At 64.4% G+C, this 25,240-nt stretch carries 26 protein-coding genes; 14 read left to right on the forward strand and 12 right to left on the reverse strand.

The features are described from left to right. The first annotated feature begins 2 nt into the window (after nt 1-2). Nucleotides 3-383, forward strand: coding sequence for a phage holin family protein (locus ATN38_RS16785; protein ID WP_003941998.1), 381 nt, complete (start codon nt 3-5; stop codon nt 381-383). 12 nt (nt 384-395) lie between these two features. On the opposite strand, the gene ATN38_RS16790 is transcribed toward ATN38_RS16785, so the two are convergent. Next, a complete protein-coding gene (locus ATN38_RS16790) occupies nt 396-1,265 on the reverse strand; it encodes a 1,4-dihydroxy-2-naphthoate polyprenyltransferase (RefSeq protein ID WP_007728497.1) in 870 nt (289 codons plus the stop codon). Between the two features lie 49 nt (nt 1,266-1,314). On the opposite strand from ATN38_RS16790, the gene ATN38_RS16795 reads away from it, so the two are divergent. Then, entirely contained in the window at nt 1,315-4,563 is a 3,249-nt protein-coding gene (locus tag ATN38_RS16795; RefSeq protein WP_218748265.1) for a BTAD domain-containing putative transcriptional regulator, read from the forward strand. A gap of 21 nt (nt 4,564-4,584) precedes the next feature. Here ATN38_RS16795 and ATN38_RS16800 read toward each other — a convergent pair whose 3' ends face one another. Together ATN38_RS16800 and ATN38_RS16805 are read right to left on the reverse strand one after the other, a co-directional pair. After that, complete coding sequence (locus ATN38_RS16800) at nt 4,585-5,412, reverse strand: ABC transporter permease (RefSeq protein WP_003941848.1); 828 nt, start codon at nt 5,410-5,412, stop codon at nt 4,585-4,587. After that, a complete protein-coding gene (locus ATN38_RS16805; protein WP_003941960.1) occupies nt 5,409-6,416 on the reverse strand; it encodes a daunorubicin resistance protein DrrA family ABC transporter ATP-binding protein in 1,008 nt (335 codons plus the stop codon). Before ATN38_RS16805 ends, ATN38_RS16800 begins: the two co-directional genes overlap by 4 nt. Before the next feature lie 154 nt (nt 6,417-6,570). Between ATN38_RS16805 and ATN38_RS16810 the strand changes: the two genes are divergently transcribed. Then, on the forward strand, nt 6,571-7,464 hold the full coding sequence (locus tag ATN38_RS16810) for a type IV toxin-antitoxin system AbiEi family antitoxin domain-containing protein (RefSeq protein WP_050768582.1): 894 nt from the start codon (nt 6,571-6,573) through the stop codon (nt 7,462-7,464). A 54-nt stretch (nt 7,465-7,518) separates the two neighbouring features. Here the strand turns inward: ATN38_RS16810 and menE are convergent, their stop codons facing one another. The 5 genes from menE to ATN38_RS16835 are packed head-to-tail and all read right to left on the reverse strand — an operon-like array spanning nt 7,519 to nt 10,830. Further along, nucleotides 7,519-8,658, reverse strand: coding sequence for an o-succinylbenzoate--CoA ligase (gene menE / locus ATN38_RS16815; RefSeq protein ID WP_218748266.1), 1,140 nt, complete (start codon nt 8,656-8,658; stop codon nt 7,519-7,521). Continuing rightward, the gene (locus tag ATN38_RS16820) at nt 8,655-8,957 is read right to left on the reverse strand and encodes a DUF3349 domain-containing protein (RefSeq protein WP_003941976.1); all 303 of its coding nucleotides are present in this window, start codon (nt 8,955-8,957) and stop codon (nt 8,655-8,657) included. The genes menE and ATN38_RS16820 overlap by 4 nt, the downstream gene beginning before the upstream one ends. A 4-nt stretch (nt 8,958-8,961) precedes the next feature. Further along, nucleotides 8,962-9,297: a DUF3349 domain-containing protein gene (locus ATN38_RS16825; protein ID WP_003941853.1), complete on the reverse strand. Its 336-nt coding sequence runs from the start codon at nt 9,295-9,297 to the stop codon at nt 8,962-8,964. Nucleotides 9,298-9,351: 54 nt separating this feature from the next. Then, a complete protein-coding gene (locus ATN38_RS16830; protein ID WP_003942079.1) occupies nt 9,352-9,615 on the reverse strand; it encodes a hypothetical protein in 264 nt (87 codons plus the stop codon). A gap of 15 nt (nt 9,616-9,630) precedes the next feature. Further along, a complete protein-coding gene (locus ATN38_RS16835) occupies nt 9,631-10,830 on the reverse strand; it encodes an inorganic phosphate transporter (protein ID WP_063314761.1) in 1,200 nt (399 codons plus the stop codon). Nucleotides 10,831-11,114: 284 nt separating this feature from the next. Here ATN38_RS16835 and ATN38_RS16840 point away from each other — a divergent pair, with 284 nt between their 5' ends. Genes ATN38_RS16840 through ATN38_RS16860 form a run of 5 tightly spaced genes read left to right on the forward strand, consistent with a single transcriptional unit; the run spans nt 11,115 to nt 16,711 of the window. Then, nucleotides 11,115-12,539, forward strand: coding sequence for an ABC transporter substrate-binding protein (locus tag ATN38_RS16840; protein WP_064443322.1), 1,425 nt, complete (start codon nt 11,115-11,117; stop codon nt 12,537-12,539). A 60-nt stretch (nt 12,540-12,599) separates the two neighbouring features. Next, nucleotides 12,600-14,858, forward strand: coding sequence for an ABC transporter permease (locus ATN38_RS16845; protein WP_218748268.1), 2,259 nt, complete (start codon nt 12,600-12,602; stop codon nt 14,856-14,858). Continuing rightward, a complete protein-coding gene (locus ATN38_RS16850; protein WP_003942056.1) occupies nt 14,851-15,594 on the forward strand; it encodes an ABC transporter ATP-binding protein in 744 nt (247 codons plus the stop codon). Before ATN38_RS16845 ends, ATN38_RS16850 begins: the two co-directional genes overlap by 8 nt. Continuing rightward, nucleotides 15,591-16,349 (forward strand): ABC transporter ATP-binding protein, encoded by a 759-nt coding sequence (locus ATN38_RS16855; protein WP_003941866.1) that lies wholly within the window; start codon nt 15,591-15,593, stop codon nt 16,347-16,349. The genes ATN38_RS16850 and ATN38_RS16855 overlap by 4 nt, the downstream gene beginning before the upstream one ends. Nucleotides 16,350-16,351: 2 nt before the next feature. Next, entirely contained in the window at nt 16,352-16,711 is a 360-nt protein-coding gene (locus tag ATN38_RS16860) for a hypothetical protein (protein ID WP_003942018.1), read from the forward strand. Between the two features lie 97 nt (nt 16,712-16,808). Here ATN38_RS16860 and ATN38_RS16865 read toward each other — a convergent pair whose 3' ends face one another. Both ATN38_RS16865 and ATN38_RS16870 read right to left on the reverse strand, forming a co-directional pair. Further along, nucleotides 16,809-17,198, reverse strand: coding sequence for a VOC family protein (locus tag ATN38_RS16865; protein ID WP_003941917.1), 390 nt, complete (start codon nt 17,196-17,198; stop codon nt 16,809-16,811). Nucleotides 17,199-17,226: 28 nt separating this feature from the next. Beyond that, nucleotides 17,227-18,120 carry a 1,4-dihydroxy-2-naphthoyl-CoA synthase gene (locus tag ATN38_RS16870; RefSeq protein WP_024487301.1) on the reverse strand — a complete coding sequence of 298 codons (894 nt, stop codon included), beginning with the start codon at nt 18,118-18,120 and terminating at the stop codon, nt 17,227-17,229. A gap of 83 nt (nt 18,121-18,203) precedes the next feature. On the opposite strand from ATN38_RS16870, the gene ATN38_RS16875 reads away from it, so the two are divergent. Genes ATN38_RS16875 through ATN38_RS16885 form a run of 3 tightly spaced genes read left to right on the forward strand, consistent with a single transcriptional unit; the run spans nt 18,204 to nt 20,340 of the window. After that, nucleotides 18,204-18,848 (forward strand): PaaI family thioesterase, encoded by a 645-nt coding sequence (locus ATN38_RS16875; protein ID WP_037129937.1) that lies wholly within the window; start codon nt 18,204-18,206, stop codon nt 18,846-18,848. 1 nt (nt 18,849) lies between these two features. Continuing rightward, nucleotides 18,850-19,845, forward strand: coding sequence for an o-succinylbenzoate synthase (locus ATN38_RS16880; protein ID WP_073512131.1), 996 nt, complete (start codon nt 18,850-18,852; stop codon nt 19,843-19,845). A gap of 48 nt (nt 19,846-19,893) precedes the next feature. After that, complete coding sequence (locus tag ATN38_RS16885; protein ID WP_003941973.1) at nt 19,894-20,340, forward strand: hypothetical protein; 447 nt, start codon at nt 19,894-19,896, stop codon at nt 20,338-20,340. Between the two features lie 66 nt (nt 20,341-20,406). Here ATN38_RS16885 and ATN38_RS16890 read toward each other — a convergent pair whose 3' ends face one another. Continuing rightward, nucleotides 20,407-21,234: a siderophore-interacting protein gene (locus ATN38_RS16890; RefSeq protein WP_042453072.1), complete on the reverse strand. Its 828-nt coding sequence runs from the start codon at nt 21,232-21,234 to the stop codon at nt 20,407-20,409. Between the two features lie 58 nt (nt 21,235-21,292). Then, nucleotides 21,293-21,895, reverse strand: a complete 603-nt coding sequence (locus ATN38_RS16895) for a flavin reductase family protein (RefSeq protein WP_039972961.1) — start codon at nt 21,893-21,895, stop codon at nt 21,293-21,295. 68 nt (nt 21,896-21,963) lie between these two features. Here ATN38_RS16895 and menD point away from each other — a divergent pair, with 68 nt between their 5' ends. The 3 genes from menD (at nt 21,964) to ATN38_RS16910 (ending at nt 25,231) form a co-directional block, all read left to right on the forward strand. Then, complete coding sequence (gene menD, locus ATN38_RS16900) at nt 21,964-23,577, forward strand: 2-succinyl-5-enolpyruvyl-6-hydroxy-3-cyclohexene-1-carboxylic-acid synthase (RefSeq protein WP_003942063.1); 1,614 nt, start codon at nt 21,964-21,966, stop codon at nt 23,575-23,577. Beyond that, the gene (locus ATN38_RS16905) at nt 23,574-24,017 is read left to right on the forward strand and encodes a DUF3592 domain-containing protein (RefSeq protein ID WP_007728471.1); all 444 of its coding nucleotides are present in this window, start codon (nt 23,574-23,576) and stop codon (nt 24,015-24,017) included. Before menD ends, ATN38_RS16905 begins: the two co-directional genes overlap by 4 nt. Nucleotides 24,018-24,085: 68 nt before the next feature. After that, nucleotides 24,086-25,231, forward strand: coding sequence for a glycosyltransferase family 1 protein (locus tag ATN38_RS16910; protein WP_197494315.1), 1,146 nt, complete (start codon nt 24,086-24,088; stop codon nt 25,229-25,231). Nucleotides 25,232-25,240: the final 9 nt, after the last annotated feature.

Below are 25,240 nucleotides of genomic sequence, written 5' to 3' on the forward strand. Positions count from 1 at the left end.
ACATGACATTTCTGGCACGTCTCATCATCAACGGCATAGCCATCTGGCTGGCGTCGGCGTGGGTCACCGGCATCACGATCGCCAACCACGACAACGGCACCTGGGGCACGGTTCTCGTAATCGCGGTGATCGCTTTGATCTTCACGGTGGTCAACGCGTTCATCAAGCCGGTAGTGCAGCTTCTCTCGCTACCGCTGCTCATCCTGACTCTCGGATTGTTCACGCTCGTGATCAACGCCCTCATGCTGATGCTGACGGCGTGGATCTCGTCCGGAACGTCCTACGGCTTGACGGTCGACGGCTTCTGGACGGCAGTCTGGGGCGCGCTGATCATCTCGATCGTGAACTTCCTGCTCAGCGCGTTCGTCCCGGACAACCGTTGAGTCCGTCGACTTTCAGGCGAGACTGAGCGCAACTGCGGTCGCCGCACCCCAGACGAGCATGGCGAGTCCGGTGTCGCGCAACGCGGGGATCAGGGCCATACCCTGCCCGCCCGAACGCAGTGGGGCGTTGGCTCGGATTGCCAGTGGCAACGCCAGCAATCCGAGCAATGCCCACGGAGTACGCAGGATCAGCAGCAGGGTCGCGACGAACGGGACGGCCAGCAGGATCACGTGCAGCGTGCGGGTCCTGGCGTCGCCGAGCCGGACTGCGAGAGTGATCTTTCCGGACTCGGTGTCGGTCGGGATGTCTCGAAGATTGTTGGCAACGAGCACCGCGCTCGAGAACGAACCGATGGCAATCGCGCCGGCCAGCCCGGCCAGATCCACCCGCTCGGCCTGTACGAACTGAGTTCCCAGCACTGCAATCAGTCCGAAGAAGATGAACACGGCGATCTCGCCGAACCCGCTGTATCCGTAAGGCTTCTTGCCGCCGGTGTAGAACCAGGCACCGATGATGCAGAACACGCCGACCGCAACCAGCCACCAGGCTGTGGTCGCCGCCAGAACGAACCCGGCTACCGCGGCAACGGTGAAGCAGCTGATCGCCGCGGCCTTCACAGCTCCGGGACTGACCAACTTCGATCCGACCAAGCGCAGTGGCCCGACGCGGTCGTCGTCCGTTCCGCGGATTCCGTCGGAGTAGTCGTTCGCGAAATTCACCCCGACGATCAAGGCCAAGGAGACGATCAGTGCCAGGAGCGCCTTCCACCACACTGCGAGGTCCAGGGACGCCGCGGCTCCGGTGCCGACCAGCACGGGCGCAATCGCGTTCGGGAGTGTGCGCGGCCTCGCGCCTTCGATCCATTGAGCAGCTGTTGCCATACAACGATCTTTGCACTGTGCAATACGATCGAACGCGGTGGATCAGCACATGACTCGAGACGTGAGTGAGCGCGCCAGGTACGCGCAGTCGGGCGAAGACCTGGCAGACATTGCCTTGCTCGGACCCGTTTCGACCAAAGTGGGCGATCGTCTGGTTCCGTTGCCGGGTCCGCGAGCTCGAACTCTGCTGGTTGCGCTGGCTCGCAATCCGGGTGAGCCACGTACCGCGCAGAGCCTGATCGACGACGTCTGGGGGCTGGAGCCGCCGCGCTCACCGATGAACGCCCTCCACACTCAGGTCTCGCGCCTGCGATCTGCACTCCCGGACGGGGCCCTCGAAGTCACGGCGGCCGGATACCGGCTCACTCTCGCTCGGGAGCGTGTCGACCTGGCCAGGGCCGCGGACGCCGCCCATGGTCTGCGCACCGTCGGCGCCGACGCGTCCGAAGCGCTCGCCGTCACGACCGCGTCATTGCGCCTGTGGCGCGGTACCCCCGGGAGTGACGTCGTCGGCGACGTTGCAGATCGTCTGGCGCTCGACGCAGGCCGGGTGTACGACGAACTGGAGACGGCGCAGATCGACGCGTTGCTCACATTGGGGGAGTACGCGGCAGCCATTCCCCTGGTGCGCGGACGCCATCTGGCGAGCCCATTCGACGACACAGCGGCCGAGGCGTTGATGCGTGCGCTCGCCGGAGCAGGCCGAGTCAACGAGGCACTCGAAGTGTTCGCGGAGTTCCGCAACCACCTCGCCAATCGCCTGGGCGCTGATCCGTCACCCGCACTGGTGACTCTCAATGCGGAACTTCTCGGGGCACCTGCGGCTACACCGCGGGCCGCGCGTGCGATCGGTCTCCGCGCTGCCCCCAACACCTTGCTCGGTCGCGACAACGACATCGACCAGATCGAATCCTTGCTCGCCCGCTCGCGCGTCGTCACCATTCTCGGACCTGGTGGCGCCGGAAAGACCCGTCTCGCACACGAATTGGGCCTGCGCGGATCCGTGAACCAGCCGGGCGTCTCGGTGGTCCTCGTGGAGTTGGCGTCGTTGCGCAGCAGCGAAGATGTCATCGCGGCCATCGGAGGCACCCTCGGAATCAGCGAATCCGATCTGGCGCCAGGCAAATTGACCGTCGGCCGAACGCATTCGGCGAGAGAGCGACTCAAAGAGGCGCTGTCCGCCGGTCCGATGTTGCTCATCCTCGACAATTGTGAGCACGTGATCGGCGCGTGTTCGGAGATCGTGGCCGAGATGATCGCGGCCGGTCGTCAGCTGACGGTACTGACCACCAGTCGTTCTCCGCTCATGATCAGTGCCGAGGCGGTGTACCCGTTGCCGCCGTTGGCGATCGAAGACGGAACCGGCTCGGCAGTCGAACTCTTCTCGGCGAGAGCCCGTGCGGTGCGGCCGTCTGTTCATCTGGACGTCGACGCGGTCGTCAAGCTGTGTACGACGCTCGACGGACTCCCGCTGGCGATCGAGCTCGCTGCCGCGCGGGTCCGCACCATGAGCGTCGACGAAATCGGTTCGAGACTGCGAGACAGGTTCGCGTTGTTGCGCTCCGATGATCCGACGTCTCCGGATCGGCATCGCACCCTGCACGCGGTGATCGACTGGAGCTGGAATCTGTTGGGCAGCGGGGATCAGATTGCGTTGCGTCGATTGTGCCGATTCCCGGCCGGCTTCACCCTTTCTTCGGCGCAAGCCGTTGCCGGGTGGGGCGAGTTGACCGATGTGGCAAGTGCCGTCGAAGCGCTGGTGAATCAGTCACTTCTTTCCGTCAGCGACGGGCAGGGAGATCTTCGGTACTACATGCTCGAGACTGTCCGTGAATACGGCGAGGAGCAACTCGCCGCGTCCGGGGAGGGACCGGAAGTGATTCGGCGCCTCGACGACTGGGCGACTGCGATCGCCGAGGATGCCGTCGTGCGTGCACGGACGGATCAGCTCCGTCTGATTGCCGACCTCGACGCCGAGCACGACAACCTTCTGGCTGTACTTCGCTGGGCCGTGGAACGCGGCGACGCGGTGACCGTAGCCAACGTCTTCCCCGTCCTTGCGATTCTGTGGGCCGTACGAGGATCGAACTCGGAAATCTCGAACTGGGCGTCGAAGATCGTCGGGGCGACCGCGGACAACGATCTGCGCGACGTGAATGCAGAACTGGTGGGCGCTACGTTCATCCTGGTGGCGATGCATCTCTTCTTCGGAGAGGCCGATCGAAACCATGCCCGTGCGCGGATCCGACTTCGAAAGCTGTTGCGTGAGCGCGATGATCTCGGTCCGTTGTTCGCATTTCTGATCAAGCTGACCACGAGTGGGATCGCCAACCACAAACTTGCGCGGTTGGTGGCCGAAGGCGTTCGCAGTTCCGATCCCGAGACCCGCATGGCGGCGTTGTCCGCGCGTTCGAACATGCGGGAGAACATCGGAGATCTGCGCGGTGCATTGCTGGACGGGGAGACTCTGTTCGACTACGCCACCAGCATCGGTGACGAGTGGGGTCTGGCGATGGCGGCCCAACATGTCGGGTCGGTTCACAGCCAATCCGCCCGCTATGGCGAGGCCATCGAGTTCTACGCGATCGCGGCGGCGTCGATGGAACGCCTCGGTGCGCGTGACGAGGCGATGCAGCTCATCTGCTTTCAAGCCGGAGCAATGATCGCGGCCGGTGACACCGCTGGTGGTCGGGTGCTTCTCGATCGTGCACGTCCGGCATTGGCGCATTCGGGTGGGACCGGGGCCATCGAAACCGATCAACGGCGTGCGGCGCTCATAGCGAGTATCGCCGAGGCGGATCTCGCGGACGGCCGTATCGACGAGGGCTTGACTCGGTATCGAGAAGCGCTGGAGCTGTTGGGTTCTGCGATCGAGAACATCTTCGGTGATCCCTTCGTCGTTCTGCTCGGTGCCGCGGCTGTGTGCGCTCACGCAGTTCACGGCAGGCACGAACTGGTGGCGGGCCGCGTTCTGCAGATGAAGGAGTCGAGTGCTCTCAAGCTCGATCCCAACGGTTACGCGGACCTGCCACTCGCCGGTTCGTTGGCGTCGGCGATCGGGTCGTTCGATCTTGTCACGGGCAACATCGAACGCGGAGTCGAACTGATGGCTTTGTCGTTGAAAATGCCGGGGAGACAAGACTTCGTCTCGCTCCATCACGCGCGCCTCTCCGACTTCGCGGTTGGTCTGGTCGGAGCCGACAGGTGGTCTGTGGAAACCGAGAAGGTATCGGGTTACTCACGCAGAGCGGTCCGCGAAGCAGTGTTGGCTGCGCTTCGCGGACCGGTGCTGGACTAGGTCTGGACGATGGTGCGGGACTTATGTCTTGCGCATGTACATCCGCACGGTCAAAGGTGCCATGACGGCAACGATCACCGCGGCGCCCACCAGCGACCACACGACGTGGATACCGAAGTGGCCGTCGTTGGCCAGCTCGCGAACCGCGGTCACCAGGTGTGAGACCGGATTGACGTTCACGAACTTCTGAAGCCAACTCGGCATGGTGGCAGGATCGACGAACGCATTCGACAGGAACGTAAGCGGGAACAGCACGAGCATCGAAACACCCTGCACCGTGGACGCTTTGTTCATCAGCACGCCCATGAGAGCGAAGATCCAGCTGATGGAGAACGCGCACACCATGACCAGGATCGCGGCAGACAGAATGCCGACCACGCCGCCTGCGGGGCGGTAACCCATCGCGAAACCGACGATGAACGTGATGGTCGTGGCGATGCCGTAGCGCACGACGTCGGCGAGCAATGCACCGGACAGCGGGGCGATACGAGCGATGGGAAGGGACTTGAAGCGGTCGAACACGCCCTTGTCCATGTCCTCACGAAGCTGCGTGCCCGTGACGATGGAACCGGTGATGACGGTCTGGACGAGGATGCCGGGGATGATCGTCGGCAGATATGCCGTCACGTCACCGGCGATCGCGCCGCCGAAGATGTAGGTGAACATCAACGTGAAGATGATCGGCTGGATGACGACGTCGAACAGTTGCTCGGGATTGTGCTTGATCTTGAGAATTCCGCGGTACGCCATCGTGAACGTGTTCGCGAAGCTCTGCTGCAGGCTGATGCGGCGGGGTGCGGCATCCGGCTGGGCTATCGGCGACCGGGGTTTGGTGAGGGTGGTTGTCATGCGACGCTCCGATCGGAGTCGTTGTCGGACTGGGCGTCGTTGCGGCCACCGTCTTCGGGCTGGTGCCCGGTGATGGTCAGGAACACTTCGTCCAGGCTGGGTTTCTGTACGTTGATTTCGTCGACGGCGATACCTTGCTCACGCAGACGGATCAACAGGTCCGCCGTGATCGACGGGTCGCTCAGCGGGGCGGTGATCCGCCCGACCTCGGGAGTGACACCCACCTCGACGCTCAGCGCAGCGGCGATGAGCGAGCGAGCCTCCTCGGTGCGATCACGATCGACCAGCTTGAGTTGGAGCGAGGAGATCCCGACCGAAGCCTTGAGTTCGTCGGCGGTGCCGTTGGCGATCACGCGGCCGCGGTCGATCACCGCGATGCGATCGGCCAGTTGATCGGCTTCGTCGAGGTACTGCGTGGTGAGCAACACCGTCGAACCCTCGGCGACGAGTCGCCGGATGGTCACCCACATCTGGGCGCGGGTGCGCGGATCGAGGCCGGTGGTGGGCTCATCGAGAAACAGCAGCGGCGGGCGCGCGATCAGGCTTGCCGCCAGATCCAGGCGTCGACGCATGCCGCCGGAGAAGTTCTTCAGCGGTTTGGTCGCGGCCTCGACCAGATCGAACTCCTCGAGGAGTTCCAGGGACTTGGTGCGCGCATCGCGGCGGCTCAGGCCGAGCAACCGGGAGAAGATCACGAGGTTCTCGGTCGCGGTCAGATCCTCGTCGACGGAGGCGTACTGACCGGTGACGCCGATCAGGGATCGGACCGCGGTGGGTTCACGGCTGACGTCGTGGCCGAAGATGCGCGCCTCACCGCCGTCGGGGCGAAGGAGAGTGGCGAGCATGCGGACGGTGGTGGTCTTGCCGGCGCCGTTCGGCCCGAGGACGCCGAACACCGAGCCGGTGGGGACGGTGAGGCTGACGCCGTCGACCGCGCGGTGCTCGCCGAACTTCTTGACGAGTCCGTCGGCCTCGATGGCAAGAGGCGAAGCTGTGTGGTTCATGGGATGAAGCTTGGCAGACCGATCTTGCATGGACCTTGCGTGGAACTTGCGGTTACTTGCACAGCGCGCGAGGTCGGTGCTCCACAACCGGCAAACAATCCCCAGACGGATCTTGCTTGTCGGTGTGCGGGCGCGGCGGCATCACGCTCGCTGCATGGAGATTCTTACGCGGGCACAGGCTCACCGGGACGGCACCAGCGACGCGCAGTTGCAGCGAGCGGTCAGGCGCGGCGAGCTGCACCGAATCGCAGCGGGGATCTACATGCGCGCCGATCACTTCCGCGAACTCGATGCGAGAGCACGCCACCGCTGCGCTGTCATGGTAGCCACCGAAAGCTGTGGACCAGGCGCAATCGTGAGCCACGCTTCGGCAGCGGTCATGCACGGATTGGATTGCGGCGGATTGCGATTGGACACCGTGCACATGACGCGTAACCGGTGCTCGGGTGGGCGGAAGAGTCAAACCTTGCATCTTCATCCGGCAGTGGTCCCGGCCGAGGAGGTCGTGCTGATCGACGGCGTCGCAACCACGTCGCTTGCGCGAACGTTCGTCGACCTCGCACGGACGACGCCGTTCGAGACCGCCGTGGTGATCGGTGATTGCGCCCTGCGACGTGGGATGAGGCGTGAGAACGTCGACGCTTCGCTCGATCATGCGCGCGGACGGCTGGGAATGAGTCGCGCTCGAGTGGCGGCGACGTTCATCGAACCAGGTGCCGAGAGTCCGGGGGAGTCCATCAGCCGGGTACGCATGCGCGACGACGGTTGGCCGATGCCGACCCTGCAGCACGAGATCCGTCACGGTGGCCGGTTCATCGGGAGAGTCGATTTCTTCTGGAAAGAGCACGGTGTGGTGGGCGAGTTCGACGGGATGGTCAAGTATCGCGGCGACAATCCGGGGAGGGCGGTAGAGCGCGAGAAACTGCGGGAGGACGCGATCCGGGACGCGGGGTTCGAGGTGTTCCGGTGGGTATGGGCGGATCTTCGCGACTTCGAACGTGTCCGCGAAAGGTTCGAGCGGGCTTGCCTCCGCGGAGCCGCGCGCTGATTGTGCAGCCGCGGCGCTGATCAGGCCTGCGGCTGAACAATCGGGCTGCGGCTGCTAGCTGAACCGCGCTACCAGTGCGGCGCGGTCGAGCTTGCCCGGCCCCCGGAGTGGCAGTGCGTCCACGACGAACAGCTCGCGCGGCGCCGCGGTGACGTCGAGTGTCCGCTGCGCATGTGTGCGTAGTTCATCGAGCGTCGGAGCTTCGCCCTCGGGTACGACGACGGCCACCACCCGCTGCCCCAGCCGCGGGTCCTCGATGCCGATCACCGCGCACTCGCGAACGGCGGGGTGATCGGCCAGCGCGGCCTCGACCACCTGCGGTACGACGGTCAGCCCACCGGTGGAGATTGCCTCGTCCAACCGGCCGCTGATGCGCAGGACCCCGTCGACCACAGATCCGGCGTCGTCGGTCCGGAACCATCCGGGTTCGGCGAAGGCAGGGTGGTCGGGAAGCCCGCGGTACCCGGACGCGAGCATCGGTCCGCCCAGCAGTACTCGCCCGTCGTCGATACGAATCTGTGCTCCGGACAACGGGATTCCGTCGTAGACGCAACCGCCGGACGTTTCGCTCATCCCGTAGGTGCGGACGACGGTGATGCCCGCTTCGGTGGCCTGCGCGAGTACCGGTGCGGGAGTGGCAGCGCCGCCGAGCAGAACCGCGTCGAGCGAAGCCAGAGCCTCGACCGCGGCGCGATCACCGAGTGCCTTGACCAACTGCGTCGGCACCAACGAGGTGTAGCGGCGCGGTCCGCTCATCGCGGCGACAGCGCCCGGCAATGCGGCAGGGTCGAAACCCGCACTGACGTCGACGATCACCGGTTGTGTTCCGGCGAGGACACTGCGCAACAGAACTTGCATCCCGGCGATGTGGTGCGGGGGGAGAACCAGTAACCAGGATCCGGTGCCGCCGAGGCGTTCGTGGGTCGCGTCGCCGCTGGCTCGCAGTGCGCTCGCGGCGAGCATCGCGCCCTTCGGGGTTCCGGTGGTCCCCGACGTGGCGACCACCAGCGAGATGCCGTCGTCGATGGGCTGATCGGGGTGCAGAGCGTCGCTCAGTCGGGCCGTCTCGCGTGCGTCGGCCGCCGGGACGGGAAGCACGGCGTCGTGCACGCCGTCCAGGATCTGCGCGATGGCAGGCAGTACCTCGAAGACCGCCTCACCCTGTGGAACGGCCAGTGTGCGAAGAACGTTCACCGGACGTCCGGCCCGGCCAGCGGCCAACCACCGGCAGCCAGATGGCTTCGTACTCGGTCGACGTCGGTTTCGAGTGGCATCTCGTTGGTGATCTTCGTGATGAGGACCTGGATGTCGGTCTTCTCGATGGGCAGATCGCCGTCCTCGATCAACGCGTCGGCGACGGCGTCGACCTCGGTTTCGGAGAGTCTGCGAGTGAGGAGCGCGAAAAGTGGGATGTAGTCCTGCTCGGGGACGCCATTGGGATAGCCGGCCCGCAACCAGCCGACTATCGACGTGAGGAAGGGCGGAAGGGCCATGACGTCAGCTCACGTCTCGAACTTCGTTGTCGGTGTCCACGTCTTCGATGACCGGCCACCCACCTGCGCGCAGCCTTTCGGTGACACGATCGACGTCGTCCTCGGACGGCTCCTCGTTGAGGATTCCCTCGATGATGGCGCGGATGGTGTCGTAGTCGACATGGCGGTCCGGCACTTCGTGTGCCGACTCGATGGACATCGAAACGACCTGCTCGATCTCCTCGTCGGTCAGACGACGACGGAGAACGGCGAGCAGCGCAAAATGATCCTTGTCCGGGATGCCCTCGGGATACCCGGCACGCAGCCAGTCGAGCACGCTGCGCAATGAATACTTGCTCAAATCCTCGGCCTCATTTTCGTTTCGGTGGTTTCAGTGGTGTGCCGCGACGACCACTCAGAAGACGTGGATTCCGAACGTGCTGGCCAAGAAGTTCTTCATCAACAACAGTATTCCGGCGAAGATCGTGACGAGCACGACCGCAAAACAGAGGTACGCACCCATTTTACCCAGGGTGGACGGTCCTTCGGTGCCGTCGGCGTTCGGCAGACTCAGCGACTTGAGGCCGAAGGCGAAGATCGCCGGCAGTCCGGCTCCGAAGAGCAGTCCGACTGCCACTACCTGCCAGAGCGAATCGAGGGTATCGGTGAGTAGATGCATTCTCTTGCGCCCCTTTCAGGAGTTGCGAGTGGGTTCGGTGGACGGAGTGGGATCAGCAGTCGGAATCTCGCGAGCCGTCGCATCCGGATTGTCGTCCCATTCGGCGGTCACGTTGGCGGCGTCTACGGGTTCCTTACGCGAACGCAGGTACATGAAGATCGCGAACGCGATGAGGGCAGCGAAGACGACGAGCACGCCGGCCAGGCCGCCGATCAGATGCGCGAGTGCCCAGCAGATGGCGCCGACCACTGCGGCCGACGGCAAGGTGATCAACCAGGCGGCGGCCATCCGGCCTGCGACGCCCCAGCGGACCTCGGCGCCCTTGCGCCCGATGCCGGTACCGAGGATCGATCCGGTGGCGACGTGGGTGGTCGAGAGGGGGAGTCCGAGGTGGCTCGACGTGAGAATGATGGCGGCGGACGACGCTTCGGCTGCCAGACCCTGCGGCGCGGCGATCTCGACAAGGCCCTTGCCCAGGGTGCGGATGATGCGCCAACCGCCCAGGTAGGTGCCGAGAGCGATCGCGACGGCACAGGTGAACTTCACCCAGAACGGCATCTCGGTCTCGGCGGTGATGGTGCCGTGAGCGACCAGGGCCAAAAAGATGACGCCCATAGTCTTCTGGGCGTCATTGGTGCCGTGCGCAAGTGAGATCAATGAGGCGGTGCCGATCTGGCCGAAACGGAAACCGCGCTCACGCTCGTCTTCCTTGACGGATGCGGTGATTCGGTACACGAGCTTGGTACCGACGCCTGCGACCAGGGCCGCGACGACCGGCGCGAGGATCGCGGGGACGACGACCTTGGTCAGAACTCCACCCCACTCGACGCCGCCCATACCGATGGAGGCGATTGCGGCGCCGATCAATCCGCCGAACAGTGCGTGTGAGGAGCTCGACGGCAATCCGAGCAGCCAGGTCGCCAGATTCCAGATGATTCCGCCGACGAGACCGGCGAAGACGATCAGCAGCAGATCCTGCCCACTGACCGCGCCGAGGTTGACGACGCCTTTGGCCACGGTCGCAGCGACCTCGACGGACAGGAACGCACCGACCAGGTTCAGGATCGCGGAAAGTGTGACCGCAACTTTGGGCTTGAGTGCTCCGGTCGCGATGGAGGTGGCCATTGCGTTACCGGTGTCGTGAAAACCATTCGTGAAATCGAACGCGAGGGCGGTGACAACTACCACCAGGAGGATTACGAGCTCTGCGGTCACAACGTGAATTGTGCGTATCGAACGCGTAAAAGTACAGCGAACGGGATGCGAACAGGGGCTCCGCGGAGTACGTCCCCGCGCGTGGGCTGCGGCGCTGCCGTTCGCGATGTGTTCAGCGCCACGAAATCGGAACCCTGTGTGGGACCTCACTTTTTGGTCTCACTCACCGGGAAGGCACATTCGGACCGTTTTAAACGCTGATTACCTACGGGCACCGAGCGCACCGGAACAGGGGTTTCACCCCTGTTTCTCGGTGTCTGTCAGTGAGAAGGAGAGCTCCGACCGTGAAGCCCAACAAGTCCACGAAGCTGATCGTGGCACTCGCCGCGACCGCCGTTCTGGCGTCAGCCTGCGCATCGAATCGTGGTGACGATCCCTACGCCGTCGCTGTCGGCGGACCCGGCGTCAGCGCAGACCTTGCGTCGAGCACATCCGACGCGAAGTTCGGCACCCTCGATTCGCCCTGTGGTGAAGGCGACGCCACCGGCGCAACCGATCAAGGCGTCAGCGACACCGAGATCAAGATCGGGTTCGGTGACGACCGCGGTTATGTGAAGTCTCCTGGGCTGAACAAGGAAATGAGCGATGCGGTGAACGCGCTCATCTCTTGGTGCAACGATCAGGGCGGCATCAACGGCCGCAAGGTTGTCGGTACCGACTACGACGCCGCGATGACGCAGGCCAACTCGGTCATGCAGGAAGCGTGCGCGAGCCAGTTCATGATGGTCGGCTACGGCTTCGCGATGGATCAGACCGCCGAGCAGACGCGTGTCGCGTGCAACCTGGTGTCCGTGCCAGGCTTCACCGTGTCACCCGACGCAGCCAACGGACCGATGACATTCCAGGGTGTCCCGTTCCCGGTCGACTACGCGAACGGTTCGCAGTGGTTCCAGATGGCCGAGATGCACCCCGATCTGGTGAACGACTTCGACGTCGTCAACAGCACGATGCCCACGATCATCAGCTCCACCACGAAGATTCGCTCGATCGCCGAGGCTGCGGGCTTCAAGCTCAAGGATTGCGGCGTCACACTCAACTACGAGGGGGAATCGAGCTATGTGCCGTTCGCCGAGAAGTACAAGGAGTGCGGCGCGAAGGGGATCTGGACGTCACGATCGGCAAGCCCGTCGGAGCTGAACTTCGTGAAGGCCCTCGACCAGGTCGGGATCGATCCCGTCTTCTTCGGTGAAGCCACCTGGTACGGCGCGACCGTCTCCGATTGGAACAAGGACACCGGACTGCTCGACAACCTCAACGCGGGCATGACCTTCCAGATGCTCGAGAACGCGGACAAGGTGCCCGCAGTGAAGAAGTACGTGGATCTGGTCTCCGAGCAGGGTGGCAAGACCGCGCTCCTCGGTATGCAGGCGGCGTCGTCGTTCCTACTGTGGGCGGCCGCCGCGGACGAGTGCGGTAGCGATCTGACGCGTCAGTGCATGGTGAACGAACTCTCGAACATTCACGAGTGGGACGGCGGCGGATTGCATGCCGTCACCGATCCCGGCAAGAACATGCCGGCCACCTGCGGACTCATGACCTCGCTGAAGGGCAGTACCTACTCGCAGGCGTTCCCGTCCACCGCGGGCGAATTCAAGTGTGACCCCAAGTACCTCGTCGCGACCGACAAGAGCACCTGGGGAACCGAACTCGGCGCTGACCGCGTGTCGACGAAGTACCAGAACGCCAACGTCATCAAGCCGCAGTCCTGATTCTTCCGACTCGGGCGGCGAGCGCCAACCGCCGCCCGAGTCCCTAACGAGGGTTCAGCCATGAACACTTTTGTCACTTTCACGATCCTGGGCCTGGTCCTGGGGTCCGTGTACGCGATCGCCGCCTCCGGGCTGGTACTCACGTACAACACGTCAGGCATCTTCAACTTCGCGCACGGTGCACAGGCAATGCTCGGTGCGTTCATCTACTGGCAGTTGCGCTACGGCTGGGAACTTCCCACTTTCGTCGCTTTGCTGATTTCACTCGTCCTGGTCGGGCCACTGATGGGCCTCGGCCTCTACGTCCTGATCATGAAGGGTCTGCGCGATACCGCCGAGGTCACCAAAATCGTTGTGACGGTCTCGATCCTGCTCGGAATGCTCTCGATCTCGCACTGGTTCTGGCACCCCGAGACCGCTCGGACGATGCAGATGTTCTTCGGCGACCAGTCCAAGATCACGGTGTTCGGCGCGAGCATCCGCTACCACGAGTTGATCTGTATCCTCGTTGCGATCGCCATCGCCGTCGGCCTGCGCATCCTGTTCACGCGCACCCGCGCCGGTGTCGCGATGCGCGGCGTCGTCGACGATCCGGAACTGTTGCGCCTCAACGGCCACAATCCGGAGCGTCTTGCGGCCCTGTCCTGGGCGATGGGTTCGACGCTCGCAGTCCTGGCCGGCATCCTGATCACCCCGATCAGTGGCGGCACACTCGAGGCGAACATGTTGACACTCTTGGTGATCGACGCGTTTGCCGCGGCCATGTTCGGCCGGTTGCGCAGCATTCCGCGCACGTTCGTCGGCGCCGTGGTCCTCGGGCTTGCCGGTACGTACGTATTGGCGTACTTCCCGACGAGTTGGAGTTGGACGTCGAATTTCCGTGTCTCCCTGCCGATGATCGCGCTGTTCGTGGTGCTGATCGTGCTCCCACAGGACCGGTTGCGTGGAGCGGTCACCCGTACTCGCGAGCGTTACCACGTTCCGAGCGTGCGCAAGGCCGTCGTCTGGGGCGTGGCACTGATCGTCATCGTGTACCTGATCCGTCTGCTGATGGTGACCTCCGCCGTCACCACACTGACCATCGGAATGACGTTCGCGATCATCGCGCTCTCGCTCACACTCCTCACCGGTTACGCGGGTGAATTGAACTTGGCGCCGGTGTCTTTCGGCGCTATCGCTACCATCGTGGCCTTCCACTTCGGGATCTCCGGTTCCGGGTTGGCTGCGCACCTCAACCTGTGGGGCATCGTCGTCGGAGTCCTCGTCACCGCCGTGATCGGTGGCCTCGTCGCCCTACCGGCGCTGCGGCTGAGAGGGCTGTATCTCGCGCTGGCAACCATGGCCTTCGGAGTGTTCCTCTCCAACATGGTTCTTCGTGACACCACCGAACACGAGATGTTCGGCATGAAGTACTCGCTGTTCAAGGACGGGAACATCGCCCTCCCTCCGCTGAAGATCGGTCCGCTCGATCTGAGCAACGAGACGGTGTTCCTGATGACCGTGACCGCGCTGTTCTCGATACTCGGCGTCGGCGTCATCGCGTTGCGTAACAGCGGCTACGGGCGCCGACTCGCTGCGATGAAGGACAGCCCGGCCGGTTCGGCCATGCTCGGACAGAGCCTGGTTCGGCTCAAGCTGAGTGTCTTCATGATCTCTTCGGGGATCGCCGGTCTCGGCGGCATTCTGATGTCGAGCGCCATGGGGTCCGTCTCGGGCGAGAGCTTTGCCATCATGGTCAGCCTCTCGCTGCTCATGCTGACCGTCGTCGCGGGTATCGGATACGTCACCGGCGCCCTGTTCGGAGGACTGATGGCCGGAATCGGGTTTGCGGTCATCATGGTCTCGTTCACCAATCTGGCTTCGGCGCAACCGGAGTTGGAGGGAATGTGGCTGCTCTTCGGCAACATCGCGGCAGTCAGCCCGGCACTGATCGGCATCGGCGTCGGCGCGAACCCCAGCGGAACGGTCCACAGCGTGATCGAGGGCTACCGACGGCTCGCCGGTGCCAAGCCTGTTCTGATCGGCGGCGCCGCAGTCGTTCTGCTGACCTACGTCCTTGCTCTGACCGGTGTACTCGGCAACTGGTGGTTCGCGTCCATCACGATCGCGGTGGTGTTCATGCTGCCGGTGATCGGTGAGATGGTCATGCCCAGCGCGGTTCTCACTCCGGAGGAACTGGCCGCCAAAGCGACAGTCGTTCCCGAGGACATCGAGATCGATGTCCCTTACAGCCCCGAGATCCGTGACGAGATCGACCGCGAACTGGGGATTCCTCAGTACCAGGGTGGCTCGCCGAAGGAGTTGACCGTCCATGTCTGATACACCACTTCTCGAAACGCGCGGTGTGAGCGTTCGTTTCGGTGGACACGTCGCGGTCAAGGACGTTTCGCTCACCGTGCAACCCGGAACGGTGACAGGACTCATCGGACCGAACGGTGCCGGCAAGACGACGCTCTTCAACACCATCACCGGGCTGCAGAAACCCACCTCCGGTCAGGTGTTCCTCGGTGGCGTCGACGTGACGAAGCTGCCGCCGCACAAGCGGGCGGGGCGCGGGCTGGCACGTACCTTCCAGCGGCTCGAACTGTTCGTCTCGCTGTCGGTGCGAGACAACCTGCGCGTCGCGGGAGACATCCACAAGGCGAACGGCCGCAACAAGATCGACGTGGACGGCGAGACCGATCGCCTGCTGGAGCTGACCGGGCTCACGGATGTCGCGGACAAGGACGTCGCGGACATCCCCACCGGACGGGCTCGCGTCGTCGAAGTTGCACGAGCCCTCATGACCGACCCGCGAGTGCTTCTGCTCGACGAACCGGCCTCGGGTCAGACCGAGCAGGAAACCGAGGTCTTTGCCGAGATGCTCACCGAACTTGCTGCGGGTGGACTCGGAATCTGTCTGGTGGAGCACGACATTCCGCTGGTGATGAAAGTGTGCTCGACCATCCACGTGCTCGACTACGGCGCAGTCCTCGCCTCGGGTGATCCGGAGAAGATCCGGACGGATCCGGAAGTGATCGCGGCCTACATCGGGACCGAGGAGGAGGCGGTATGACGTCAGCGAAAATTGGCGAGGCGAAAATCGACGAGGGTATACGCAGCCCCGACCGCGCCGAACCGTTGCTCGAACTGTCCGGTGTCCGCGCCGGTTACGGATCCATCGAAGTTCTGCACGGGGTGGACCTGATTCTGGAACCGGGCGCCGTGGTGGCGCTGCTCGGACCCAACGGCGGCGGCAAGACGTCGACGCTCAAGATCTGCTCGGGCGTCCTTCCGGTCACCCGCGGCGAGTTCCGGCTCGCGGGCCAGGTCGTGAACGGAGTCGAGCCTTCGGAGTTGGCTCGGCTGGGGGTCTGCTCCATCCCCGAAGGACGCGGGATCTTCGCCAACCTCACTGTGCGGGAAAACCTGTGGATCGCCACCGGAACGGGCGTCGGGCTGGCCGAACTCGAAGAGGTTGCGTACGGCAGGTTCCCGATCCTGGGGGAGCGGCGCGGACAGTTGGCCGGATCGATGTCCGGTGGTGAGCAGCAGATGCTGGCGCTGTCACGGGCACTCGGCACTCACCCGACGGTGCTCCTGCTCGACGAGCTGTCGATGGGTCTCGCACCTCGAATCGTCTCGCAGATGTACGACGTCGTCGGCTCGCTTGCAGCCGAAGGCATTTCCATTCTCGTCGCCGAGCAGTTCGCGCGAGCGGTGCTGCCCATCGCGACCTCGGCCGCACTGATGTTGCAGGGACGCGTCGTCAAGACCGGCGATCCACACGACATCGAAAACGAACTTTCTACCAGTTATCTAGGAGGATGACGATGACTACTCTCGCCGAAGATCGCCGTGAGGAATTCAAGAAGAACATCGCAGAGTTGAAGCTGGACAAGAAGCAGGCAGGCGGCGACGCGGCGACGCGCATCGCGGGCCTGGTGCTCATGGTCGTCGGAGTGGTCGGCGCCTTCGTCGTCTACATCTCTTCGCTGACGCTCTCGGACCTGCGGGATCTGGTGTCGTACCAGATCCTCACCGTGGTTTTCCTCGCCCTGACAGTGGTCGGTGCCGCACTCTTCCTGGCCGCATCGGTGGCAAAGGTGCTGCGGCTGTGGTTGGTTCGCCAACTGCTCGAGGGCCAGGCACAGACAGATCAGATCTCTCAGGCGCTGAGCACGCGCAACTGATCTTTGTGAAGAACCGAAAGATGCCCGCCACGAAAGTCGTGGCGGGCATCTGTCATTGCTCGGCTACAGCGGTGTCTCGGCTACAGCGGTGTCTCGACTACGCGGACGGTGGCCGGGAATCGCGTCGGATGGGATGGTCCTCCGGGATCTGCACCATCACGATCGGTGTCCCGTCCGGGTCGGCGATCCACATCTCGTGTAGACCCCACGGTTCCTGTCTTGCCTCGCGCGCGATCTTGACCCCGGCGAGAACCAGTTCGGTCTGAACGGCAGTGAGGTCCCGGACCTGCAGCCAGATCGCGCCGCGAAAGCCGCCCTCGCCGGTGCCGCCGTGCGCAGCGACTTCGATCAGCCCTTGGCCGGCGAAGAAGACTGTGCCGCCGGGATATTCACGAGCGATCGCCAGACCGAGGGTGTCTCGGTAGAAGCTCAGCGTTCGTTCGTACTCGCTCGGGCGCAATATCGTCCGACTGCTCAGAATCTCCACGTCCGACCTCCCTCTCGCACCTACTGTGTCAGAAATACCAGGGATATGGTGACCAGTCGGGATCACGCTTTTCGAGGAACGAGTCACGACCCTCGACGGCCTCGTCGGTCATGTACGCCAAACGTGTTGCCTCACCGGCGAACAGCTGCTGGCCGACCAACCCGTCGTCCTGCAGGTTGAACGCGTACTTGAGCATCCGCTGTGCCTGCGGCGACTTGCCGTTGATCTTGCCGGCCCAGTCGATCGCGACGTTTTCGAGTTCAGCGTGGTCGACAACCTTGTTGACCGCGCCCATCTGATGCATTTCCTCGGCGGTGTACGTCTCACCCAGGAAGAAGATCTCGCGAGCGAACTTCTGGCCCACCATCTTTGCCAGATAGGCGCTGCCGTAGCCGCCGTCGAAGCTTCCGACGTCGGCGTCGGTCTGCTTGAACCGTGCGTGCTCGCGGCTGGCGAGCGTCAGGTCGCACACCACGTGCAGGCTGTGGCCGCCGCCCGCAGCCCAGCCGTTGACCAGGCAGATCACGACCTTCGGCATGAAGCGGATCAAGCGCTGGACCTCGAGGATGTGCAGGCGCCCGGCGCGTGCTTTGTCGACGGTGTCCGCCGTTTCACCTTCGGCGTACTGGTAGCCGCTGCGACCACGGATGCGCTGGTCTCCGCCGGAGCAGAACGCCCAACCGCCGTCCTTCTCGCTCGGTCCGTTGCCGGTCAGGAGCACCGCTCCCACGTCGGAGGTCATCCGGGCGTGATCGAGCGCGCGGTACAACTCGTCGACGGTGTGCGGGCGGAACGCATTACGCACTTCCGGTCGGTCGAAGGCGACGCGAACGGTGCCTTGGCTGACATGCCGGTGGTAGGTGATGTCGGTGAGGTTCTCGAATCCGGGGACAGGGCGCCAGAGCTGCGGGTTGAAGGTCACCTGAGCCACGATAGAGGCACGGCTCGCGCGTCTAACGGATACCTGAGGTAGAACACGTTCCCGGGCGCGCTAACGTGCAGGTCATGAGCGAACAAACCGCAGACGGCACGGAGATCGTCACAGACGGTGAGAAGCGGGGCGGATTTCCACGGTTCCGGCACACTCCCGCAGGTCCGGACTTCGGCCGCTTCGTCGAAGCGATGCGCAGGTTGCAGGACCTTGCCGTCTCGACCAATGTTCCCGACGACGTACTCGCAGACATCGCTACGCAAGCCGAAGAACTTGCCGATCGGTTGACTCCGTACGAGGTCCCGGAAGGCAAGTCGCCCGCAGGCTCGAACATCCAACTGCCCGGACGCGGCAGCCTCCTCATGCTCCCGTGGATGGTCGAGAAGTTCGACACCGAAGGAGTCCGCAGTACCGGCGTCTTCCGCCGCTACCACCTGGGCGGTAACGGCGCCGCTCACGGCGGTGTCCTGCCCTTGCTGTTCGACGACGTCTTCGGGATGACGGTCCACGCGGGTGGCCGTCCGATCTCCCGCACCGGCTACCTCCACATCAATTACCGCGCGATCACTCCGCTCAATCAACAACTGGTGATCGAGGGGCAGGTGGATCGGGTCGAGGGTCGCAAGACTTTTGTCAGCGCGCGCCTGACCGATCTCGACGGCAAGCTCCTCGCCGACGGTGAGGCGCTCATGATCGAACTGCTTCCGGGACAGCCCTGACATGTTCCCCTCGTTCGACGATCTGATCGCGGACGCCGTGGTGCTCGCGCTGCCGATGCGAGTTCGCTTTCGCGGCATCACGACTCGTGAGGCCCTGCTCGTTCGCGGCCCGGCCGGGTGGGGAGAATTCGCCCCGTTCGTCGAGTACGACGACGACGAGGCGTCGCAGTGGCTGCTCGCGGGTATCGAAGCGGCGTGGCTGGGTCCGCCGCCTGCGCTTCGTGACGCAGTTCCCGTCAACGCGACCGTGCCGGCGATCGACGCGTCTGCCGTTCCGGAATTGCTGGAGCGCTTCCCCGGGGCCCGGACAGCCAAGGTCAAGGTCGCCGAGAAGGGACAGTCGCTGGCGCAGGACGTCGCCCGGGTGAACGAGGTGCGTCGGCACATCCCGAACGTGCGCGTCGACGCCAACGGCGGGTGGAGCGTGGACGAGGCGATCACGGCCTTGCGAGCGATCACCGATGACGGTGAACTCGAATACGCCGAGCAGCCGTGTGGAAGCGTCGAGGAACTGGTCAGGGTCCGCGCCGCGGGGACCGGTGTGCGGATCGCTGCCGACGAGAGCATTCGCCGTGCCGAGGACCCGCTGCGCGTCGTACGAGCGGGGGGAGCGGACGTGGCCGTCGTGAAGGTGCCGCCGCTGGGCGGAATGCGTGCTGTGGTGGCGCTGTCGGCGCAGCTGGCGGACTACGGGGTGCCGGTGGTGGTCTCGAGCGCTCTGGACACGGCTGTGGGGATGTCCGCAGGACTGGCGGCCGCGGCAGCGTTGCCTTCGCTTCCGTTTGCCTGCGGTCTCGGTACAGGCGGCCTGTTCGTCCGGGATGTCGCGGTCACCGGGGCAGCTGTCGACGGTGCTTTGTCGGTGGGTGCCGTCGAGCCTGATCCGGTTCTGCTCGAGACGCTGGCCGCGCCCGCGGACCGGCGCGACTGGTGGCTGGAGCGGGCTCGGCGCTGCCATCGGATACTCGGCAGTAGGGACCAGCCGAATTTCGTATAGTCTCGGGCGCGACCTGATGAACATCAGTGAAGAATGAAGGGATCGAAAGTGGTTGCAGCTCTGAACGAAACCCTGCTCGAGGAATCACGGGTTCCCGCGGTCGTCGCGGACGTGCAGACCTTGATCGACGCAGAGGTTTCGGATAAGTCGGGGGCCTCAGGGCTGGCTCTCAAGGGTGGCTACGGCGCGGTCAAGAAGGTGAGCCCGTCCATCGTGCCGGACGCCGTCACCGCGCTTCTGCCGGCTTTCGTGGCAAAGCTCGAGCCGTACTGGCAGGAATTCTCGGCTTCCGGTGAAGGCAGCTTCGCCGATTTCATCAGCGCCCGCGGTGACGCGGTTGCCGATTCCCTCCTCGAGGTGACGGACGAGCGTATCGAGGGCAGCGACAAGGCCGTCGTCAAGTCGATGTACTCGAAGCTGCGCGGTTCGGCGAAGAAGCATGTGACTGCAGCTCTGCCGCGTCTGGGCGATGTGATCCAGAAGCACGCTGCATAAGCGAACGTAAAACGACGAGTGGCCCGGGAGTTTCTCTCGGGCCACTCGTCGTTTTCGGTGCGTTTGTCAGTGAGCCGAATGTCCGTGGCGCCAGAAGCCGGTGAAGGTGATGTCGGTTTTGGCGAACTTCCGGTCGTTCACGAGGTGCCGACGCAGCCCGGTGGTGAGTGCCTGTTCGCCGGCGACAAAGGTGTACGACGGCCCCTCGGGCAGTTCGGCGGCGCGGACGGTCTCGAGGGTCAGAACACCCGGCGTCGCGTGTTCGTCCTCGCGAACGAGCCAATGCACGTTGACGTTCGCCAACTCCGGAATGTCTTGCTTGTCTTCGATGTTCGGAATCTCGACGAAGACCTCGGCACGCAGGTCTGCGGGCGCGGATTCCAGAATGCCGATGATCGCGGGAAGTGCACTCTCGTCGCCGACGAGCAGTTGCCACTTGGCCTCGGGTGTGGGGTTGTAGATGCAGCCTTCGTCCAAGAGGGCGACCTCGTCGCCGGCCGACGCGGTGTCCGCCCACGCGGATGCCGGGCCGATGTCGCCGTGATAAGCGAAGTCGATGTCGATCTCCGTGGTCTCGCCGAAGAGACCGGATCCGGCAGCACGGTAGGCGCGAATCGTGTAGTTGCGCACGACGGGTCGCGTGTCCTTGGACATCAACAGGTACTGCGCATACCAGAGATTGCTGGCCGCGCTCGGCAACCGGAGTTCACTCTGGCCGACCTGCGGGATGAACATGCGGAACCACTGATCGGCACCCATCGGAGCGATGGTGGACAGCTCTTCGCCGGCAATGGTCACCCGGATGAAGCTGGGGCTGATTCGTTTGTTCGCCACGACCTGCGCCGACACGATGCTGCGTGAGGCCGGTTTCACGAACTTGGCGCGCTTGGCCATGACTGGTTGCTCCCTGATTATCTGTTACTCGTACCTAATCAGGTAACCCTAACCTGATTTACGGTCGCTGTGGAGTGGTGGGTCTGTCCTTTTCGACGACTTCGGGAGGAAGACCCCACTGCGCTCGGCCAAGTCGGCTCATCGGTGCGATTGCCGCGAAGTCCGGTAGGCCGTCGTCGGCGACAGCCTCGGGACGTACTGCGACCGCCACCACATTTCCCATCACGACAAATGAATTGCCGACCTCGATGACCTGGTGGAGCGTGCATTCGATGGCGATCGGGGAGTCGGCGACCCGGACGGGGCGAACCCGCTCGCTCGGCTCGCTACGGATGTTCAACTCGAGAAACTCGTCGGCCTCGGCGTCGTAGAAGGCGGAACTCTGGTTCACCACGTCGGCAAGCCTGGCAGTCGCCAGGTTGATCACGAATTCGCCGGTCGCTTCGATGTTGCGCAGACTGTCCTTGCGTCCGACCGACGTGAACTGCACGATCGGCGGCGCCGAACTTGCCACGGTGAAAAAGCTGTACGGAGCCAGATTGCCGACGCCGTCCGCCGACAGGGTGGACACCCAGGCAATCGGCCGGGGGACCACCGAAGCGGTGAGTAACTGATAGAACCGGCGGGGTTCGAGCTCGGCTGGATCGAAGAGTGTGCGCACCCACACATAATGCCGCTGTCCCCGCCCCTGGGCATGCTTGCGCCCGAACATCTGACACTCTTGAAGGCGTGAATCCGTCCACTGCACAAGCCACAGCCGTCGTCGACGAACTGGTTCGTGGTGGCGTGCGTGAAGTCGTGCTGTGTCCAGGCTCTCGCAACGCGCCCCTCGCATTCGCCCTCCAGGCCGCCGACCTCGACGGCCGGTTGCGTCTGCACATGCGGATCGACGAGCGGACAGCAGGCTTTCTGGCACTCGGACTGGCAATCGCCGGGAAACGACCGGTCCCCATCGTGATGACTTCCGGGACCGCCGTCGCGAATCTCGGACCCGCTGTCCTCGAGGCCAACTACGCGCGAGTGCCGCTGGTGGTCCTGAGCGCCAACCGGCCGTACGAGATGCTCGGCACCGGCGCCAACCAGACCGTCGAGCAGCTCGGGCTCTTCGGCAGTCAAGTCCGCGCAACCATCAGCCTGGGCCTGGCGGAGGACGATTCGACGCAGAACAGCCAGTGGCGCTCGGCGGTCTGCCGGGTCCTCGCCGCTGCCCGCGGAACCCGATCCGGAAACGCGGGTCCGGTGCACTTCGACATTCCACTTCGTGAGCCGCTGGTGCCGGACGTGCACGTGCAGGGACCGGTCCCGGAGGGCCGTCCCGGCGGTGCGGCCTGGACCACCACCCAGAACGCGACGCTCGATGTTCCGGTCGATCTGGACCTCACCGCAGATACGGTGGTCATTTCCGGACACGGCAGCGCACTTCGGCCTGAGCTGGCCGGCCTGCCGACGGTGGCCGAACCGACGGCTCCGATGCACGGGATAGCACTGCATCCACTCGCGCTCTCGCAACTCAAGCCCAAGCAGGCGATCATCACCGGCCGCCCGACGTTGCATCGTCAGGTCTCGAAGGTGCTGGCCGACCCAGGCGTCGACGTCTACGCGCTGACTACCGGGCCGCGCTGGCCGGACGTATCCGGCAACGTACTCGCCACCGGAACCAGAGCAGTGGTCACCGGGACTCCCGATCCCGCCTGGATCGCTCGATGCGCCGCGCTGACCGAACACGCCGAAACTGCCGTCCGCAAGCAACTCGACGCCCACCCCAAGGCCACCGGCCTGCACGTGGCAGCTGCTGTGATGGATGCTCTCGCGGACGGCGACCAGCTTCTGCTCGGCGCATCCAACCCTGTTCGCGACGCGGCCCTCGTGAGCTATCCCAAGCCCGCCGTGCGGGTGCTGTCGAATCGCGGCGTCGCAGGTATCGACGGCACCGTCTCGGCGGCGGTGGGCGCCGCGTTGGCGTACGAGGGCGGCCGGACCGTCGCTCTCATGGGCGACCTGACATTCCTGCACGACGCTTCCGGGCTGCTGATCGGGACCGGTGAGCCGAGGCCGAGCGACCTCACCATCGTCGTCGCCAACGACGACGGCGGCGGTATCTTCGAGCTCCTCGAACAAGGCGACCCGCAGTACGCCGGCGTCTTCGAGCGAGTGTTCGGAACACCACACGGCATGGACCTCGCTGCGCTGTGCGCGGCCTACCGCGTGCCCCACGCAGCGGTCACCGTCGACGCCCTGGCAACGACGCTGGCGCAACCGGCCAACGGCATTCGTGTGCTCGAGGTCGCGACGGATCGCAGTGGGCTGCGCGAACTCCACGCTTCCGTGCGGGCACAGCTGTGACGCAAACGGTTCTGCGTCGTCTCCGCATCGGCGTACTGGTGGTTGCGGTCGGCATTTCCGTGCTCGCGGTGATTCTGGTTCTCGGTGCCTGGCGCAACGATCGGACCATCGAATCGAACATGGGGACCGCAACTGCCGAGGTGCTCTCGGCAGGCTCGCTACGTTCGGCGATCAGCTTCGTGACACCGGACGGCGCCAACCACAACCCTGAACTCGGCGTGCTCTACCCCACCAATCTGACTGTGGGACAACGCATCGAGGTGGAGTACTCCAAAGCCGACCCTGATTTGGTCCGGGTAGCGGGACGCAACGCGACGGTGGCGCTGATCCCGGCAGGATCGGTGATCGTCGTGACGTGGCTCCTGGCTGGACCGTCGATCTGGTACCTGCGCAAGCGGGAAGCGCAGGCGGCAAGTTCGGCGCCGGTCGCCTCGAGTTAGTTCGCGCTTCGCCCGAACTTCACACGAACATGACGTGGACTTTTCCTGGCCCTGTCACCGTTCTCGGTGTGAGAGTAGCCATCGTTGCGGAGTCATTCCTGCCCAACATGAACGGCGTCACCAACTCGGTACTACGCGTGCTCGAACACCTCGATCGCACTGGCCACGACGCCATGGTCATTGCGCCGGACACCGTCGGATCCGACACCTCTGCCGCCACCGAACACGAAGGCGTTCAGGTGGTTCGGGTGCCAGCCGTCATGGTGCCCAAAGTCAGTTCACTTCCCGTCGGCCTGCCGCAACCACGATTGACCACGGCCGTGCGGACCTTCGCGCCCGACGTCGTCCATCTGGCGTCACCGTTCCTGCTCGGCGCCGGGGGAGTGGCCGTCGCGAAGCGGCTCGGGATCCCGACCGTCGCGGTCTACCAGACCGACGTCGCCGGATTTGCCGAAAGCTACGGTCTCGGCGTCACCAGCCGCGCCGCGTGGGCGTGGACCCGTCGAATCCACAAGAGCTGCAACAGGACACTCGCGCCCTCCACGTCGGCAGTCGACGCCCTCGAAGAGCACGGCATTCCGCGCGTGCACCGATGGGCCCGCGGCGTCGACGCACAACGATTCGCGCCTTCGCGTCGTAGCTCGGTGTTGCGGCAGTCCTGGATCGGCGACAGCGACCGGTTGGTGGTCGGCTTCGTCGGTCGCCTCGCGCCCGAAAAGCACGTCGAACGATTGGCGGCCCTGGCCGGCGATCCCAGTGTGCAGATCGTGATCGTCGGAGACGGCCCGGACCGCGAGAACCTACGACGACTGATGCCGGACGCGATCTTCACCGGACAACTCGGCGGTACCGCGCTGGCCGACGCCTATGCGAGCCTGGACGTATTCGTTCACCCCGGCGAGCACGAGACCTTCTGCCAGGCGGTCCAGGAAGCCCTCGCGAGCGGTGTGCCTGTCGTCGGACCGGACGCCGGCGGACCACGTGACCTGATCTCGCATTGCCGCAACGGCTACCTCCTGCCGACGGACAGGTTCACCGAACTCCTGCCAAGCGCCGTCGACGCACTTCGTCAGCGTGATCTGCGGGTGCAGTTTGGCTCCGCGGCGAGGCGCTCGGTGCTGCACCGGACCTGGCCGGCAATCTGCGAAGAGTTGCTCCGTCACTACGAGGACGTGCAGGGCCTCGGGCGGCGAACGGGTGCCAGAGCAGCCTGAACACCCTCG

It is taken from the genome of Rhodococcus sp. FH8, assembly GCF_019266085.1.
Lineage (GTDB): Bacteria > Actinomycetota > Actinomycetes > Mycobacteriales > Mycobacteriaceae > Rhodococcus_F > Rhodococcus_F qingshengii.

Excerpts from the sequence above, each read along its gene's own strand:
- ATN38_RS16785 (WP_003941998.1), top strand. The coding sequence starts at position 3 with ATGACATTTCTGGCACGTCTCATCATCAACGGCATAGCCATCTGGCTG.
- ATN38_RS16790 (WP_007728497.1), bottom strand. The coding sequence starts at position 1,265 with ATGGCAACAGCTGCTCAATGGATCGAAGGCGCGAGGCCGCGCACACTC.
- ATN38_RS16795 (WP_218748265.1), top strand. The coding sequence starts at position 1,315 with ATGACTCGAGACGTGAGTGAGCGCGCCAGGTACGCGCAGTCGGGCGAA.
- ATN38_RS16800 (WP_003941848.1), bottom strand. The coding sequence starts at position 5,412 with ATGACAACCACCCTCACCAAACCCCGGTCGCCGATAGCCCAGCCGGAT.
- ATN38_RS16805 (WP_003941960.1), bottom strand. The coding sequence starts at position 6,416 with ATGAACCACACAGCTTCGCCTCTTGCCATCGAGGCCGACGGACTCGTC.
- ATN38_RS16810 (WP_050768582.1), top strand. The coding sequence starts at position 6,571 with ATGGAGATTCTTACGCGGGCACAGGCTCACCGGGACGGCACCAGCGAC.
- ATN38_RS16820 (WP_003941976.1), bottom strand. The coding sequence starts at position 8,957 with ATGGCCCTTCCGCCCTTCCTCACGTCGATAGTCGGCTGGTTGCGGGCC.
- ATN38_RS16830 (WP_003942079.1), bottom strand. The coding sequence starts at position 9,615 with ATGCATCTACTCACCGATACCCTCGATTCGCTCTGGCAGGTAGTGGCA.
- ATN38_RS16845 (WP_218748268.1), top strand. The coding sequence starts at position 12,600 with ATGAACACTTTTGTCACTTTCACGATCCTGGGCCTGGTCCTGGGGTCC.
- ATN38_RS16850 (WP_003942056.1), top strand. The coding sequence starts at position 14,851 with ATGTCTGATACACCACTTCTCGAAACGCGCGGTGTGAGCGTTCGTTTC.
- ATN38_RS16855 (WP_003941866.1), top strand. The coding sequence starts at position 15,591 with ATGACGTCAGCGAAAATTGGCGAGGCGAAAATCGACGAGGGTATACGC.
- ATN38_RS16860 (WP_003942018.1), top strand. The coding sequence starts at position 16,352 with ATGACTACTCTCGCCGAAGATCGCCGTGAGGAATTCAAGAAGAACATC.
- ATN38_RS16875 (WP_037129937.1), top strand. The coding sequence starts at position 18,204 with ATGAGCGAACAAACCGCAGACGGCACGGAGATCGTCACAGACGGTGAG.
- ATN38_RS16880 (WP_073512131.1), top strand. The coding sequence starts at position 18,850 with ATGTTCCCCTCGTTCGACGATCTGATCGCGGACGCCGTGGTGCTCGCG.
- ATN38_RS16890 (WP_042453072.1), bottom strand. The coding sequence starts at position 21,234 with ATGGCCAAGCGCGCCAAGTTCGTGAAACCGGCCTCACGCAGCATCGTG.